This window comes from Rickettsia sp. MAE-05, assembly GCF_057319745.1.
Genome location: NZ_JBLTIO010000001.1, coordinates 118,891 through 134,112, shown reverse-complemented (window position 1 = coordinate 134,112; position 15,222 = coordinate 118,891). Strand labels below are relative to the sequence as shown.

The window sequence follows — 15,222 nt, the reverse complement described above, 5'->3', positions numbered from 1 at the left end:
AATTTTTACTTCCAAAGACCTCACCAATAAATAATAGGGGATGTAGCTCAGGGGTAGAGCATCTGCTTTGCACGCAGAGGGTCAAGGGTTCGATTCCCTTCATCTCCACCAGTTCCTACAAGGGTTTCAGAGCTTTTTGAAATTTAGCAAAAACTTTGAATGTTCCTTTTATGTTCCAAAATGTCTAATTTTTGTATTAAATCTCTTTTAAATTCCGAATTTTAAATATCATCAAAAAAACTAACTTTATATATTTCTTAAATCAACCTCAGCTTATTTATTCATACTTTTAGTTAAATTTCTATTGCATTCTTAAAACTCCTTATTATGATATATTCATATTTTTTTGTTAGTTTAACAAATAATTATTGTAAAATAGAGTTATGAATAAGAACTAATTCATAGTTTAAGTTAATCAAGGGTATAAGTTATGTATAAAGAATTAATAGAAGCAATAATAGAAAAAGGGCCGTGCCTCCGTATTGCAGTTTAGAGTAAATAGTCTATAATCCTCAAACAGTAATAAGAGAGAATTATAGTTAAGGAGTTATGGCAAAAATAGATGTTAAGTGTAGATATTGTAACAACACAGAAGAAGTAATAAAGTCAGGATATTCAATTTCAAAACAACAGAGATATCAATGCAAGCGGTGTAATCGATATTTTCAATTGGAGTATATTAATAATGCATCTAAGCCTGGAGTTAAGGAGCAAATAGTAGAAATGTCAATCAACGGCTCTGGAGTTAGAGATACAGTAAGAGTATTAAAAGTGGGTATCAATACAGTTATCCGTGTTTTAAAAAAATCTAGTATTAAAAACAATAAATCATTCTATCAGTACAACAGAAGTAATTATTGCTCCTGAGATAGATGAACAATGGTCTTATGTACAGAATAAATCCAGACAACGATGGCTTTGGTATGCCTTGGATAAGATTTCGTTAAAAGTAGTTGCTTATACGTTTGGTACAAGATGTGATAGCACATTAGAATCATTACTGAAAAAACTAGAGAATTTCAAGGTGACTTTTTACTATACAGATGGATGGGGGAGTTATGCTAGGTTATTAGACCCTAAAAAGCATATTATCAGTAAAAAATACACTCAACGGATAGAACGAAGTAACTTGAACCTTAGAACGAGATGCAAGAGGCTTGCACGTAAGACAATCTGCTTTTCCAAGTCATTGGATATTCATGATAAGGTTATTGGTACTCTTATTGAACGTATAGCTTTTTAATAGGCGTAACTGCAATATGGAGGCATGACCAAAATGGCTTATTGAACATGAGAGACAGAATTATTAAATAAAAAATCAATGCCTGAATTTCGGTTATAGTGGTTTTAAGAAGTTCGTATAATATAATTATAAATTTATATTATAGGATAAATTAATATGTTTAATGAGCTTCAAATTAATGAGATTCAAAGGCAAGAATATTATCAGGCATTAATTAATAAAGATGACAGATATGAAAATATCTTTTTTGTAGCGGTTAAAACCACAGGAGTATTTTGTAGATCGACTTGCCCTGCACGAAAGCCTAAATTTGAAAATTGTGAATTTTATAAAACTGCTAAGGAAGCTTTGCATGCTTCATATAGACCTTGTCAGCGTTGTAAGCCTCTTTCTCATCCTTACGAAGCTTCAGATTTAGTTCGCACTCTTGTTGACGCTGTTGAGCTTGAGCCTGCTAAGAAGTGGAAAGATAGTGATTTTGATAAGCTATCAGTAGATGCTTCTACAGCACGTCGCCAATTTAAAAAACGTTTTGGTATGACGTTTGTAGAATATGCAAGAGCAAGGCGTATGGGTATTGCGATGAAGCAAATTCGCATGGGTGAATCAGTAATTAATACACAAATTGATATGGGTTATGAGTCAAGTAGCGGTTTTCGAGATGCTTTCTCTAAAATAATGGGCGGACCGCCGACAAAACTTAATAAGCATTTAAATATTTTAAAAGCTGCTTGGTTAGATACTACACTTGCGGCTATGATTGCAATTAGTGATGAAAAGCTACTTTACTTATTAGAGTTTGTTGATAGAAGAGGTTTAGAGCTGGAAATTGAAAGGCTAAGAATTAAGACGAAATCTGCTATTATTCCTGGAAGTACTAAACCGATTTTAATGATTGAAGAGGAGCTTAAATTGTACTTTAACGGTACTTTACAAAAATTTAATACACCTATATATCTTTTAGGAAGCCCATTTCAAAAAATGGTTTGGCAAGAATTAATTAATATACCTTACGGCAAAACACGAAGTTATTTAAATCAGGCTAAAGTTTTGGGCAAACCTACTTCTTATAGAGCTGTTGCAAATGCTAACGGCATGAATCAGTTAGCAATAATTGTTCCTTGCCATCGTATTATTAATAGCAATGGCGAACTTGGAGGATATGGCGGAGGATTACATCGTAAAAAATGGCTTATTGAACATGAAAGAAAATTTACAACAAATTAGAAATATTTTACTTGAGAATGCTACTATTCCTGTGGAACGTAGAACGCTGTTTTTTAAAACTAAGGAAGGGGAGTATGGAGAGCATGATAGGTTTATTGGAGTTAAAGTTCCAATACTGCATAAGCTTGCTAAAAGTTATTATAATTTAGATGCAGAGGATTTAAGTCAGCTTATTGCTTCAGAATTTAATGAAGAAAGATTTTTAGCGTTAGCTATTTTGATTATGCAATATCAGAAAGCACAAGATAAAGAGTTTTTTTATAATTTTTATTTAAACAATATAAAATACGTAAATAATTGGAATTTAGTGGACGCATCAGCTCATCACGTTGTAGGAGCTTATTTATGGGATAAAGAAAAGGATTATCTTTTTACATTAACAAAATCGGAAATTCTTTGGGAGAGACGAACAGCTATGGTTGCTACTTGGTATTTTATCAAAAATAATCAATTAGATACAACTTTTGAAATAGCAAAATTACTCTTAAACGATAAACATGATTTAATGCATAAAGCAATAGGTTGGATGCTACGTGAAGCAGGAAAAAAAGATGAAAAACAGTTAATAGATTTTTTGGATCGTTATATATCACAAATGCCAAGAACCGCAGTTCGTTATGCAATAGAGAAATTTCCTGAAGAGGTACGTAAGAATATTTTGCAAAAAAAATAACTTATGCTAGTATACTCGTTTAATTTGAAAAATTGGCTACGTTATCTTTTGCTGATAATCCTCACATACTAGTATGTACGCTGCGTTTATCAGCTTCAAGATGCCTTGCTCTTTTCCAAATTAAACTTCGTCTAACCAACTCTTCATTTATTAGATGTATATTCAATTTTAATTTAGCAAAGGTATTATTATGTTAAAAACTTTATTAGTCGGTTTTATAACTTTAATTTGTGCAGTAAGCTATGCTGATGACCAAACAGCTCAAAATCCTAATTCTACAAATTCTTCTTCTGATCAGCCCAATGATATATTACCTGCAGAGGCAGCCGTTAACTTTGCCCAGCCTTGGGCAAGACCTACAACAAATGTGCAAGGTAAAGTTAGCAATTCTGCTATGTATTTTACATTAATAAATACTAGAAGTAAGAGTTATAATTTAGTGAATATATCTTCAGATAAGATAAGCGGAATAGAAATTCATCAAACAATTAATGATCAAGGAGTTAGTAAAATGGTAAAAGTCGATTATCCATTTTCAATTGCCGGTAATATTAACGTTGATTTTAAGCCCGGTGGCATGCATGTTATGCTTTATGACCCGAAAGTAGATTTAAACGCAGGAGATGAGTTTAAAATAACCTTTTTCTTCGATGATAACACGACAAAAACGGTTAATGTTAAAGTAGCAAATGATAATCCGTATAATAAAACAGGGAATTAAGAAAAACGTCATTGCGAGCAGCTATAAGCTGCGTGGCAATCTCATGAAATAATAACAAACTCCTGACTCCTGAGATTGCTTCGTCAATTACTTCGTAATTTTCCTCGCAATGACGATAGGCTAAACAATATGACCCTAGAAATTACCGGAAGTGAGTTAATTAAATCTAAACTTATAGATGCTCCCGAACGCTGCGGGGTTTATCGGATGTTTGACGTTAACAAGCAGGTGATCTATGTCGGTAAAGCTAAAAATTTAAAGAAACGCCTTACTAATTACATTAAAAGCGATTTAGACAATAAGACACTTCGGATGATTGCAAATACTTGTTTTTTAGAGTATAGCATCACTAATTCCGAAGTTGAGGCACTACTTTTAGAAGCCCAGCTAATCAAAAAATTTCAGCCGAAATTTAATATTCTTCTTAAGGATGATAAGTCTTTTCCTTTCATCAAGTTACGTTTAGATCATGATTTCCCGCAATTGCTAAAATATCGAGGTAAAACTCTAAGTGACGGGAAGTTTTTTGGTCCTTTTGCTTCGAGTGCGGAAGTTAATACTACTTTAACGGAATTGCAAAAAATCTTTAAATTACGTTCCTGCACGGATAATTACTTTAATTCACGTACTCGTCCTTGTCTGCAATATGAAATAAAACGTTGTTATGCTCCTTGCGTCGGTAAAATAAATAAGGAGGATTATAGGGACTTAGTAGCTCAGGTTAAAGATTTTTTACAAGGTCGTACTAAAGAACTCCAAGAGAACTTATCTAAAAAGATGGAAGAGCTAAGTAGTCAGATGCGTTTTGAAGAGGCGGCAGAAATTAGAGACCGTATTAAGGCACTTAGTTATGTGCAGCTTAAGGCAGGTGTTTCAGATATTGTTAAAGACGCAGATATAATCGCTATTGTAGAAAAGAACGGACATTATTGTGTGGAAGTGTTTTTATATAGGGCAGGGCAAGCATGCGGTAATATTCCTTATTTTCCTACTTCTACTGAAAATAGTACCAAAGAAGAAGTATTAGAATATTTTTTATTACAATTTTATCAAAAACAACAAGTTCCTGCGGAAATTATAATTAATCATGAAATTAATGATAAAGAGAATGTGATAGAGGCGATTAAAAAAATCAATAATATTACTAAACTCAATATTATAATACCTATTAGTGGAGGTAAAGCCAAGCTAGTTCAGAATGCCGCAATAAATGCTTTATTCTCTCTAGAGCAATATTTGAAGAAATTTGCAAAAAATCAAGAGATTATGCTTGAAATCAAAGAGCTATTTGGTCTTTCTGAAATTCCTGAAAGAATTGAGATTTATGATAATAGTCATATTCAAGGTAAGTTTGCAGTCGGTGTTATGGTAGTTGCCGGTAAAGCCGGTTTTGATAAAAAGGAATATCGGGTTTTCTCATTGTCGTCCCGCAACTCTTCATTGTCATCTCACGCCTCCCCATTATCATCCCGCGACTTGATCGCGGGATCCAGTAGTTATTTTTTGGATCCCATGGTCAAGCCATGCGATGACATTGTAGGTGACGATTATGAAATGCTCAGGCAAGTTTTAACACGAAGATTAACTAGACTTAAGAATGAGCCGCATAAATTGCCAAGCTTGATGATTATAGATGGCGGCAGGGGGCATTTAGGCGTAGTTAAAGAGGTAATGGATAAATTTGAAATGAATATTCCTTTTGTTTGTATGTCAAAAGGAGTAGATAGAAATGCCGGTCTTGAGCAGTTCCATATGACAGGTAAAGAAGTATTTACTCTAGATAAAAATTTGCCGGTTATGAAATATTTACAAATTTTGCGAGATGAAGCTCATAATTTCGCCATAAAGAATCATAGACTCGGTAGATCGCGTGCCATAAAATTATCAAGCCTTGATGATATAGAGGGTATAGGTGAAACTCGTAAAAAAGCATTGCTGCACTATTTTGGTTCTTATAAAGCAGTATGTGATTCAACAATAGATGAGCTTACTAAAGTAAACGGTATTAACAAGTCACTTGCCGAGATGATTTTTAGAACGTTGCATAAGAGCTTATGAATAATTACTCATAATGTCCCCACATGCTAAGTATTTTTATAATTTTTTTATCCTCTAATATTTCATAAACCAATCTCTGTTGTAAATTAATTCTTATAGAACGTTTACCAACTAAATCGCGATAAAGTTTTTTACTATTTAATGGCATTGAATTTATTGTTAAGGATTTACATAAATTTTCTGCTTTATCGGCTAATTTAGCTGCTTTTAAATTTTGTATATCTTCAATTGCTTTTTTTGTGTACAGTATAGTATATATCATTTCCATGCTTCTTCATGGCTAATATATTCTTCTAACGGTTCTTTACTAGCTTCAATGATTCTTTTTACTAAGCCTGGTTTAGAGTACAAATATAAAGTTTCTTGTAATCCTTCGTAATCTTGTTCTGATATGATTACCGCATTATTACGTTTTCCCTTTATATAAATAGGCTCATGAGTTTTATTTGTCTCGTCAATAAGAGTAAACAATTTAGCACGTGCTTGCGAGCTTGTGTAAATAGCCACAATATTATCTCTAAAATAAGTTTTATAATCAAGTGTACCACATTATGTACGTAATAGCAATAATTTGTTTGGTCGTGCCTCCGTATTGCAGTTTAGAGTAAATAGTCTATAATCCTCAAACAGTAATAAGAGAGAATTATAGTTAAGGAGTTATGGCAAAAATAGATGTTAAGTGTAGATATTGTAACAACACAGAAGAAGTAATAAAGTCAGGATATTCAATTTCAAAACAACAGAGATATCAATGCAAGCGGTGTAATCGATATTTTCAATTGGAGTATATTAATAATGCATCTAAGCCTGGAGTTAAGGAGCAAATAGTAGAAATGTCAATCAACGGCTCTGGAGTTAGAGATACAGTAAGAGTATTAAAAGTGGGTATCAATACAGTTATCCGTGTTTTAAAAAAATCTAGTATTAAAAACAATAAATCATTCTATCAGTACAACAGAAGTAATTATTGCTCCTGAGATAGATGAACAATGGTCTTATGTACAGAATAAATCCAGACAACGATGGCTTTGGTATGCCTTGGATAAGATTTCGTTAAAAGTAGTTGCTTATACGTTTGGTACAAGATGTGATAGCACATTAGAATCATTACTGAAAAAACTAGAGAATTTCAAGGTGACTTTTTACTATACAGATGGATGGGGGAGTTATGCTAGGTTATTAGACCCTAAAAAGCATATTATCAGTAAAAAATACACTCAACGGATAGAACGAAGTAACTTGAACCTTAGAACGAGATGCAAGAGGCTTGCACGTAAGACAATCTGCTTTTCCAAGTCATTGGATATTCATGATAAGGTTATTGGTACTCTTATTGAACGTATAGCTTTTTAATAGGCGTAACTGCAATATGGAGGCATGACCATTTGTTTTAAATATCAGTTTCATATAGAAAAAACTAATTTTATAACTCATAATTATATGGTAGTATGAGTTATAAAATAAATATTTATAGCTCATGATATGGAATTGGCAGCATAAAGATTGGCCTAACTTTAAATATAATCAGAAACATATATTAGATTTAGAGAAAAATTTTGTTAAAAATAGTGGTATTCTTTTAGGGGCAGCTAAATATCTTTCAGAAGCAGATCAAAATAACTTAATTGTTATGCTTGCAAGTGATGAAGCATTAAATACTTCTGAAATTGAGGGCGAATATTTAAACAGAGCTAGTGTACAATCTTCTATAAAGCGTTATTTTAATATAGCAACGGATAATAGGAAAGCTTCTCCTGCAGAAACCGGAATCTCTGAATTGTTAGCCGGTATGTATTATTCGTATGAGCAACCTTTAAGTCATGATTGCTTATTTTGTTGGCATAAAATGCTAACTAACGGTAGAAGAGATTTAGGTGCTATAGGAAAATATCGTACTCACTTAGAGCCTATGCAAGTGGTTTCAGGTAAATATCATGAACCTACAATTCATTTTGAAGCTCCTCCGTCTAATATTGTACGGCAAGAAATGGATAAGTTCATAAAATGGTATAATGATACTAAAGATATTCCTCCACTTACTAAAGCTGCTATAGCCCATCTTTATTTTGAGTCTATACATCCGTTTGAAGACGGTAACGGAAGAATAGGCAGAATTATTACTATAAAAATGTTATGTCAAAATATAGGGCAGCCGATATTGATTGCTTTATCGCACGTAATAAATGAAGAAAAGAAATTATATTATAATGTTTTAGAAAATAATAATAAAAGTTTAGAAATTACGGACTGGATATTATATTTTGTTGAAACGATAATTAAAGCTCAAGATTATACTTTGCGTAATATAGAGTTTTTAATAAACAAAACAAAGTTTTACGATAAATTCAAAAATATATTGAATGCACGGCAAGAAAAAGTAGTTACAAGAATTTTTGAGGAAGGAGTTGACGGTTTTAAAGGCGGTTTAAGTGCTAAAAACTACATAACTATTACTAAAACTTCTAAAGCTACCGCTACAAGAGATCTCCAAGAATTAGTAGAAATGCAGCCATTTATTAAAACCGGAGAACTCAAAGGAACGAGGTATAGTATTAATTTAGAAAATTTCTCACAATGATAGGTATTGGTGCATGGAACGATTTTTTCGTCATTGCGAGAAGAATTACAACGTAATTCGACGAAGCAATCTCAGGAGTATTATTTCATGAGATTGAGATTGCCGCGTCGCTTCGCTCCTCGCAATGACGGTTCGGGCATATGGCTGCTCGCAATGACGATTCGTCCAAAAATAAATATCATAAGACTCATCATCGTTCCTATAAACACCCCTCTAAGGTTGAAATATTGTAACGATAAAGAATAATATTCCCACGTTAAAAAAGTAGCTGCTCCGCCGAGTGATGATAAGACCATTACGGTTTTAGATGTTCTGATACCGAAAAGCGTTGTTATTAACGGTACTAATATTACTGGTCCCCAGAAACCGGTAAAGAACACTACTAAATCAATTACATTACTAAATTTTAAGGCTACAATTATCGCAAAACTCCCTATTATAATGTTAATAATTCGGGCAATTAATAATAATTTTTGCTGATTTTTAACCTTAAAAATAGGATTGATTATATCTTTAACAATAGCTATAGAAGTAACGTTTAAATCAGAATCGGCAGTAGACATAACGGCAGCTAAGAGTCCGCTCATTACTACCCCTTGAATTAAAGGCGGAATAATTTGGTTGATTAAATAAGGTAATACTAAATTTGACGGTTGGTTTGGATAAAGCTTATAAGCAATTAAACCGTTTAAAGTAATGCAAATCAAGAAGAAAAAATATATAGCGGATTTTGCATATATTGCTTTAGTTGTTTGCGTAGGATTTTTATTAATTAAAGCTCTTTGAATAAATGTAGGATATAGATTCATGACACTAAAGCTTAAAGCTGCTGCAATCGTATAAGAAAGTAGGTTGCTCTGATCAAAATTTGCATTTTCCGTAGGTAGGTTATTAATAAAATCTACAAAACCGATTTTATTTAAACTGATAAAAGTTATGGTCGGTATAGCGATTATCATTGCCAAAAATTGTAGTAAATTAGTAAAAACAATAGATTGTAAGCCGCCGATTGTAGTATATATAAGTACTATACTATAACTTAAAATTACCCCATTTACATAATTTATTTCTAAGATATATTGAAAAATATAGCCGCTTACGCTTATTTGAGCAGCCAAAAACCCTACTGAAACAATGACTGAGCTAACACCGCCGGTAAAACGACCGATGTTACCGTAATATGTACTCAGGATATCGCCGATGCTTTCAGCTCCGTAATATTTGGCAATTAAAGGCACTATATAGATCGCAATTAATATATCTATAGGTATTGTAAGCATCAAAGCATAGGCATAATATTCATGTCCTAAAAAAACCTTTTCCATAATACCGAAAGTGGTAGCACCTCCGACAGAGCTTGCAAATATTGTAGCTATTAATAACAGTTTACTATTTTTCGCTTTACTTTCGACATTTGCATAGTTCTTAAAACTACTATGTTTAGCTCGGTAATATATACCAATGAGTAGAATAGATATTAGATATATGAATACAATAACATTATCTATAGGTATTTTAAGCATAAATTAGGTTTTTGAAATTCAAAATTTAGTGTTAGTCCACAATAATATATATATCTGGTTAAGAATACTAGATTTATAATTATGTATCATAATCTGTTCCAAGAAGTTCAGTATCCGGTGTCCAAATATCTTGGTTGGGATCATATTTATATATTTTACCTTGAGGCTTAATTTCTGTTTCAGTAGTTTTTTTTCTTTGGTGGATAGTTAGAGTTTGATTGAGTTGTAGTTTTTATATTTTTACAATCTTTATGTGTTTTAAAAAAGCCTATTTTAAATTGTGGCATAATTAACTTTTATTTATGTTTAATCTAAGATAATTTTAACAAAAATTAATAAATCAATATTTTTTATATATTAAGCTTTAATTGTATGTACGAAATATTTAGATATGTAAGTATCGCAAGTTAATAGGGTTAAACCTTCTACTATTGCTTGGGCTATCAATAGTCTATCAAAGGGGTCTTTATGGTATAGAGGCAAATTTGCAATATAGATGCTATGTTCTATTGTAATCGGTAATTTTTGAAAATCATTAGCTTCAATGGCTTTTTCTATGTCATTTGGAGCTTCTAGCTTTCCTAAAGATTTTTTAATGGTAATCTCCCATGTGTTTACACTGCTTACGAAAATTATATTATCAGGATTAGCTATAATTTCTGATATTTTATGCGACAGAGTTCTATCATTATTTAACCACTGCAATAAAATATGTGTATCTAATAAATATTTCATCTGAGCCAATTACTTAAAAAACTCCATAAAATCATCAGGCAAATCATCAAAATCCTCTTTTATAACAACTTTACCTTTCCAATAGCCAGGTTTACGCATTTGCTTCTTAGGATTATATTGCACAAGCTTAACAGTAGGCTTGCCTGATTTGCATATAATGACTTCTTCACCGTTTGCAGCTAATTTTATTAATTCGGATAAGTGAGTTTTTGCATTATGAATGTTAACTATTTGCATTTTAAGCCTTCAAATTTTAAACCAATTTAAACTAGCTTAGTTTAGTTCAGTTTAAAGCATATGTCAAGATTTTACGTCATTGCGAGTGACCTTTGCTTTTGGTGTATGGCTCGAGAAGCTTGCTCTATGTCATTCTCAGCTAAAAGCAGGAGTCCATCATAAAGCGAGATAACCTCCGCTTTTAATTTTAAAAACTTGCTGTATTTATAATTTTTTTTGGATTCCTGCTTTTAGCTGAGAATGACATCGATTATTAATAATTTAACTCCTATCTGTTAAAAACGCTTGACTACGTTATATTCCTATAATATCCTATAAATTACCATAAAATCCCAAATTAACCCAAATTATACCAATGAATGTATTTTTATCTAAGTATGTAAATGGTGTGGATAAAAAGAGTAGGGTGTCAGTGCCGGCGAATTACCGTGCGGTATTAGGGAAAGAACTATTTAACGGTGTGATTGCTTATCCGTCTATTAGGAATAATTGTATAGAAGCATGCGGTATTTCGCATATCGAGAAATTAAGGCAGATGATTGAGAGTCTTGATCCATATTCCGAAGAGCGTGATGCCTTTGAGACTATGATATTCGGGGAAGCCGTGCAGCTTCCGTTTGACGGGGAGGGAAGAATTATATTGCCGCAATCTTTAATGCAGCATGCAGGGGTAGAAGAGCAAGCATGTTTTGTAGGTAAGGGAGTGATTTTTGAAATTTGGCAGCCGCAGAATTTTAAAGAATATTTAAATTCCGCTCAAAAAATTGCTCATGAAAAGCGTTTAACTCTAAGGAATGCGAATTGATGCCGCAATCTCATATACCGGTAATGCTAAATGAAATGCTAGCAAATTTAGCTCCAAAAGACGGTGAGTCTTATCTAGATTGTACGTTTGGAGCAGGAGGATATAGCAAAGCAATATTGGAAAGCTGTAACTGTTATGTCACAGCTTTGGATCGTGATCCGAATGTGATTAAAAGAGCTGAAGAAATTAAGCAAAATTACGGTGAGAGATTTGATTTTATAGAAACGAATTTTGCGGATAGTTTTGCAAAGCTTAAGGAAAAAAAATTTGATGGGGTAGTGCTGGATTTAGGCGTTTCATCAATGCAGTTAGATATAGCAGATAGAGGATTTTCGTTTTTACATGATGGACCACTTGATATGCGTATGAGCGGGCAGGGGCTTAGTGCCGAGGAGTTTGTAAATATTGCAGAGGAAAAAGAGCTTGCCGATGTAATTTATAAATACGGTGATGAGAGCTTTTCACGAAGAATTGCTAAGAGAATTGTGGAATATAGAAAAACGGTGAGAATCGATAGCACAGGTAAACTAGCTCAGATTGTAAGGAGCAGTATAGGATTTAGAAAAGGCAAAATCGATCCTGCTACTAAAACCTTTCAAGCTATTAGGATTTATATCAATAATGAGCTTGGCGAGCTTGAGAGATTTTTAGCGAATGTAAAAAATATATTAAAGAAAGACGGACGTTTAGTTGTGGTGTCTTTTCACTCTTTAGAAGACAGGATAGTTAAGAATTTCTTTAAAGAAAATTCGGAAAAGCCGGTAGCAAGGTCGAAATATGCTAAAGACGATATGGTAATTGATCCAAATAAATGGCTTAAGATTATTACTAATAAAGCTCTAGCACCGTCAGATAAGGAAGTAGGGCTAAATATTAGAGCAAGGTCGGCAAAGCTAAGAGCGGCAAAAAAGATACTATAGTCGGTGTTATTCTTGCATGGACCGATTTTTCCGTCATTGCGAGGAAATTACGAAGTAATTGACGAAGCAATCTCAGGAGTTTGTTATTACTTCATGAGATTGCCACGTCGCTTCGCTCCTCGCAATGACGGACCGGGTATCCACGCAGGTAACGCCTACGCGGGAATGATATCGAATGCTTTTAAAAAATTGTCTAAGTATTATAGGAAATACAAGAGTAATTTAGTTATGACTATAAGAAAGTTTCACTATTTAATATTATTGATAACAATTATAGCAATATGTAGTTTGTTTAGTATAAAAGAGCGAGTCTCAACTCTTGATTATCAATTAAGTAGCGTTGTAAAACAGATAAATAGTGAGAATAATAATATTCATATTTTAAAAGCAGAGCAAGCTTATCTACTTTTGCCGGCTAGATTGGAAAAACTTGCGGCAGCTTATTTAAAATTAGAAACAGTTAAATCTTATCAAATGATAAAAGATCCGTTAGGACCAAATATCGATCAAAATATTAAATTTAATCATAATATTAGTATTTCAAAGAGTAGTAAATGGCGTTACAAAAGAATTACGAATAATAAGTATATACAAACTGTTTCGAGTAGGACTAAGCCTTAGACGTCATTGCGAGCGACTGAAAGGAGCGTGGCAATCTCAGGATTTTGGCATGAGATTGCTTCGTCGAAACTTATAGTTTCTCCTCGCAATGACGAGACTACTACCTACTTAAAACACCATAAATAATATATGAAACAAATTTTAGAAAAATGGAAACCTGCAATTAAAAGTTTGATAATTTGGAATGTTTGTAGTAAAAATACAAAAATCCGATTATTAATGGTTATTTGTGGCTTTTCTTTTCTTTTTTGTACTTTATCTTACAGATTGATAATCGTTGCTACGAATGTTTACGATAAAAATATTAATTCCTTTAAAAAAAATCATCAATTTAGAAAAGAAATAGTTGACCGAAACGGTAATTTATTAGCAGTTAACCTACCTTCTGCGTCATTATTCGCTAATCCACAAATAGTTCTCGATCCTGAAACTTCCGTAAAAAAACTAGCAGAAATTCTACCTGATATTAATAAAGCTAAATTACTTGCGGAACTTAAGTCAAATAAAAGCTTCATATGGGTAAAAAGGGATTTATTACCTAGTCAGCAGGAAAAAATAACTAGCCTTGGGTTACTTGGTTTTGAATTTGAAGACGAGCAGAAACGAATTTATACCTTTTCTAATTTATTGTCGCATGTTGTCGGTTATGTAGGTAGAGATTCGGTAGGGCTTAGTGGTTTAGAACTCGCTTACGATAAATATTTAACTAATTCCGATTATGAATTAAATGAACCAAAGAATCGGAAAGAACCACTTCAATTATCTATTGATATCAGATTACAAAGTATTTTAAGTGAAGAGATTGATAAAACTTTAAAGCAATTTAAGGCCATAGGAGCAGTAGGCATTATTGCCGATCCAAATAATGGTGAGATTTTAGCATTAGTAAATAAGCCTGATTTCGATCCTCATCATCCGAGTTTAGCCAAACCGGAAGAGCTGTTTAATATAGCAAGCCTCGGCATTTATGAAATGGGTTCGGTGTTTAAGGCATTAACTATGGCAGTCGGTTTTGATACCGGTGCAATAAATATGAATGATGCTTATGATATAAGCTATATGAAAGTAGGAGGATTCCAGCTTAAGGATTATACACCAAGGCAAGGGTGGCATAGTGTACCTGAGATTTTTCTATATTCTTCAAATATTGGCACAAGTCAAATTATGCTTGAAATCGGTAAAAGCAATTTTAAAAAATACTTAAAGAAATTAGGTCTATTAGATCAGTTACAAATAGAATTACCTGAACGAGGTACTCCGTTATTTCCTTCCGAGAAAAGATGGAATGAGTTAACTAGTGTTACTATGTCGTACGGCTACGGCATTTCGATTAGCCCTTTGCATTTTGTTAGAGCAATGTTACCGGTCGTTAACGGCGGTACTTTATATGACCTTACTTTATTAAAAAGAAAGGATGAAAAAGTAATAGGTACAAAAGTTTTTAGTGAAAATACCTCTATCCAAATGAAGAAATTATTTAGATCGGTAGTAAAAGAAGGTAACGGTAAAAGAGCAGAGGTCAAAGGCTATCTTATCGGCGGTAAGACCGGTACGGCAGAAAAGCTTTCCCAAGGTGCAGGGGGGAAAAAGAAATATCTAAAAAATAGTAGAGCTTCATCGTTTTTAGGAGTGCTACCTGCATCTAACCCGCAATATGTTATTTTTATTAGATTTGATGAGCCGAAACCGACTAAAGAAAGCTTTGGCTTTGCAACGGCAAGCTGGACGGCTGCCCCTACTGCCGGTAGAGTTTTTGAGCGTATGATATCTTTATATGGTTTAGAGCCGATAGAACAAAGTGAAGAGGATAGTTGAGATATACTAAGATAGAACTTCAAAAATTGGCGTTACCCGCATAGATCACTTATGTCATTCCTGCGA

At 33.1% G+C, this 15,222-nt stretch carries 14 protein-coding genes, 1 tRNA gene and 4 pseudogenes; 13 read left to right on the top strand and 6 right to left on the bottom strand.

What is annotated here, in order from left to right; all coding sequences use genetic code 11:
* Positions 1–36: 36 nt before the first annotated feature.
* The 7 genes and pseudogenes from ACNFN7_RS00800 (at position 37) to uvrC (ending at position 5,922) form a co-directional block, all read left to right on the top strand.
* A tRNA-Ala gene (locus ACNFN7_RS00800) sits at positions 37–111 on the top strand.
* A gap of 438 nt (positions 112–549) precedes the next feature.
* Positions 550–1,243, top strand: a pseudogene (locus ACNFN7_RS00795) (IS1 family transposase).
* A gap of 156 nt (positions 1,244–1,399) precedes the next feature.
* A pseudogene (locus ACNFN7_RS00790) lies at positions 1,400–1,891 on the top strand (bifunctional transcriptional activator/DNA repair enzyme AdaA); the annotation flags it as partial.
* Positions 1,892–1,921: 30 nt separating this feature from the next.
* On the top strand, positions 1,922–2,470 hold the full coding sequence (locus ACNFN7_RS00785) for a methylated-DNA--[protein]-cysteine S-methyltransferase (protein WP_485440855.1): 549 nt from the start codon (positions 1,922–1,924) through the stop codon (positions 2,468–2,470).
* Entirely contained in the window at positions 2,445–3,143 is a 699-nt protein-coding gene (locus ACNFN7_RS00780) for a DNA alkylation repair protein (RefSeq protein WP_485440474.1), read from the top strand. The genes ACNFN7_RS00785 and ACNFN7_RS00780 overlap by 26 nt, the downstream gene beginning before the upstream one ends.
* A 190-nt stretch (positions 3,144–3,333) precedes the next feature.
* A complete protein-coding gene (locus ACNFN7_RS00775; RefSeq protein ID WP_485440473.1) occupies positions 3,334–3,864 on the top strand; it encodes a copper chaperone PCu(A)C in 531 nt (176 codons plus the stop codon).
* A 129-nt stretch (positions 3,865–3,993) separates the two neighbouring features.
* Positions 3,994–5,922 (top strand): excinuclease ABC subunit UvrC, encoded by a 1,929-nt coding sequence (gene uvrC, locus ACNFN7_RS00770; protein ID WP_485440472.1) that lies wholly within the window; start codon positions 3,994–3,996, stop codon positions 5,920–5,922.
* A 4-nt stretch (positions 5,923–5,926) separates the two neighbouring features.
* Here uvrC and ACNFN7_RS00765 read toward each other — a convergent pair whose 3' ends face one another.
* Complete coding sequence (locus tag ACNFN7_RS00765; protein ID WP_485440471.1) at positions 5,927–6,184, bottom strand: type II toxin-antitoxin system RelE/ParE family toxin; 258 nt, start codon at positions 6,182–6,184, stop codon at positions 5,927–5,929.
* Entirely contained in the window at positions 6,181–6,429 is a 249-nt protein-coding gene (locus ACNFN7_RS00760; RefSeq protein ID WP_485440470.1) for a type II toxin-antitoxin system Phd/YefM family antitoxin, read from the bottom strand. The genes ACNFN7_RS00765 and ACNFN7_RS00760 overlap by 4 nt, the downstream gene beginning before the upstream one ends.
* Before the next feature lie 152 nt (positions 6,430–6,581).
* On the opposite strand from ACNFN7_RS00760, the pseudogene ACNFN7_RS00755 reads away from it, so the two are divergent.
* Both ACNFN7_RS00755 and ACNFN7_RS00750 read left to right on the top strand, forming a co-directional pair.
* A pseudogene (locus ACNFN7_RS00755) lies at positions 6,582–7,275 on the top strand (IS1 family transposase).
* Between the two features lie 124 nt (positions 7,276–7,399).
* Positions 7,400–8,500: a DUF4172 domain-containing protein gene (locus ACNFN7_RS00750; protein ID WP_485440469.1), complete on the top strand. Its 1,101-nt coding sequence runs from the start codon at positions 7,400–7,402 to the stop codon at positions 8,498–8,500.
* A gap of 80 nt (positions 8,501–8,580) precedes the next feature.
* Here the strand turns inward: ACNFN7_RS00750 and ACNFN7_RS00745 are convergent, their stop codons facing one another.
* From ACNFN7_RS00745 to ACNFN7_RS00735, 3 genes are all read right to left on the bottom strand, one after another.
* Positions 8,581–10,023 carry a sodium:solute symporter family protein gene (locus tag ACNFN7_RS00745; protein WP_485440468.1) on the bottom strand — a complete coding sequence of 481 codons (1,443 nt, stop codon included), beginning with the start codon at positions 10,021–10,023 and terminating at the stop codon, positions 8,581–8,583.
* 357 nt (positions 10,024–10,380) lie between these two features.
* Complete coding sequence (locus tag ACNFN7_RS00740) at positions 10,381–10,758, bottom strand: type II toxin-antitoxin system VapC family toxin (protein WP_485440854.1); 378 nt, start codon at positions 10,756–10,758, stop codon at positions 10,381–10,383.
* Positions 10,759–10,767: 9 nt separating this feature from the next.
* Positions 10,768–10,995, bottom strand: a complete 228-nt coding sequence (locus tag ACNFN7_RS00735; protein WP_485440467.1) for a type II toxin-antitoxin system Phd/YefM family antitoxin — start codon at positions 10,993–10,995, stop codon at positions 10,768–10,770.
* A gap of 355 nt (positions 10,996–11,350) precedes the next feature.
* Here ACNFN7_RS00735 and mraZ point away from each other — a divergent pair, with 355 nt between their 5' ends.
* The 3 genes from mraZ (at position 11,351) to ftsL (ending at position 13,341) form a co-directional block, all read left to right on the top strand.
* On the top strand, positions 11,351–11,800 hold the full coding sequence (gene mraZ, locus ACNFN7_RS00730) for a division/cell wall cluster transcriptional repressor MraZ (RefSeq protein WP_485440466.1): 450 nt from the start codon (positions 11,351–11,353) through the stop codon (positions 11,798–11,800).
* Positions 11,800–12,720 carry a 16S rRNA (cytosine(1402)-N(4))-methyltransferase RsmH gene (rsmH, locus tag ACNFN7_RS00725; protein ID WP_485440465.1) on the top strand — a complete coding sequence of 307 codons (921 nt, stop codon included), beginning with the start codon at positions 11,800–11,802 and terminating at the stop codon, positions 12,718–12,720. Before mraZ ends, rsmH begins: the two co-directional genes overlap by 1 nt.
* Positions 12,721–12,948: 228 nt before the next feature.
* A complete protein-coding gene (gene ftsL, locus ACNFN7_RS00720) occupies positions 12,949–13,341 on the top strand; it encodes a cell division protein FtsL (RefSeq protein ID WP_218460751.1) in 393 nt (130 codons plus the stop codon).
* A 1-nt stretch (position 13,342) separates the two neighbouring features.
* Here ftsL and ACNFN7_RS00715 read toward each other — a convergent pair.
* A pseudogene (locus tag ACNFN7_RS00715) lies at positions 13,343–13,438 on the bottom strand (zinc ABC transporter substrate-binding protein); the annotation flags it as partial.
* Positions 13,439–13,470: 32 nt separating this feature from the next.
* Here ACNFN7_RS00715 and ACNFN7_RS00710 point away from each other — a divergent pair.
* Positions 13,471–15,156: a peptidoglycan D,D-transpeptidase FtsI family protein gene (locus ACNFN7_RS00710; protein ID WP_485440464.1), complete on the top strand. Its 1,686-nt coding sequence runs from the start codon at positions 13,471–13,473 to the stop codon at positions 15,154–15,156.
* Positions 15,157–15,222: the final 66 nt, after the last annotated feature.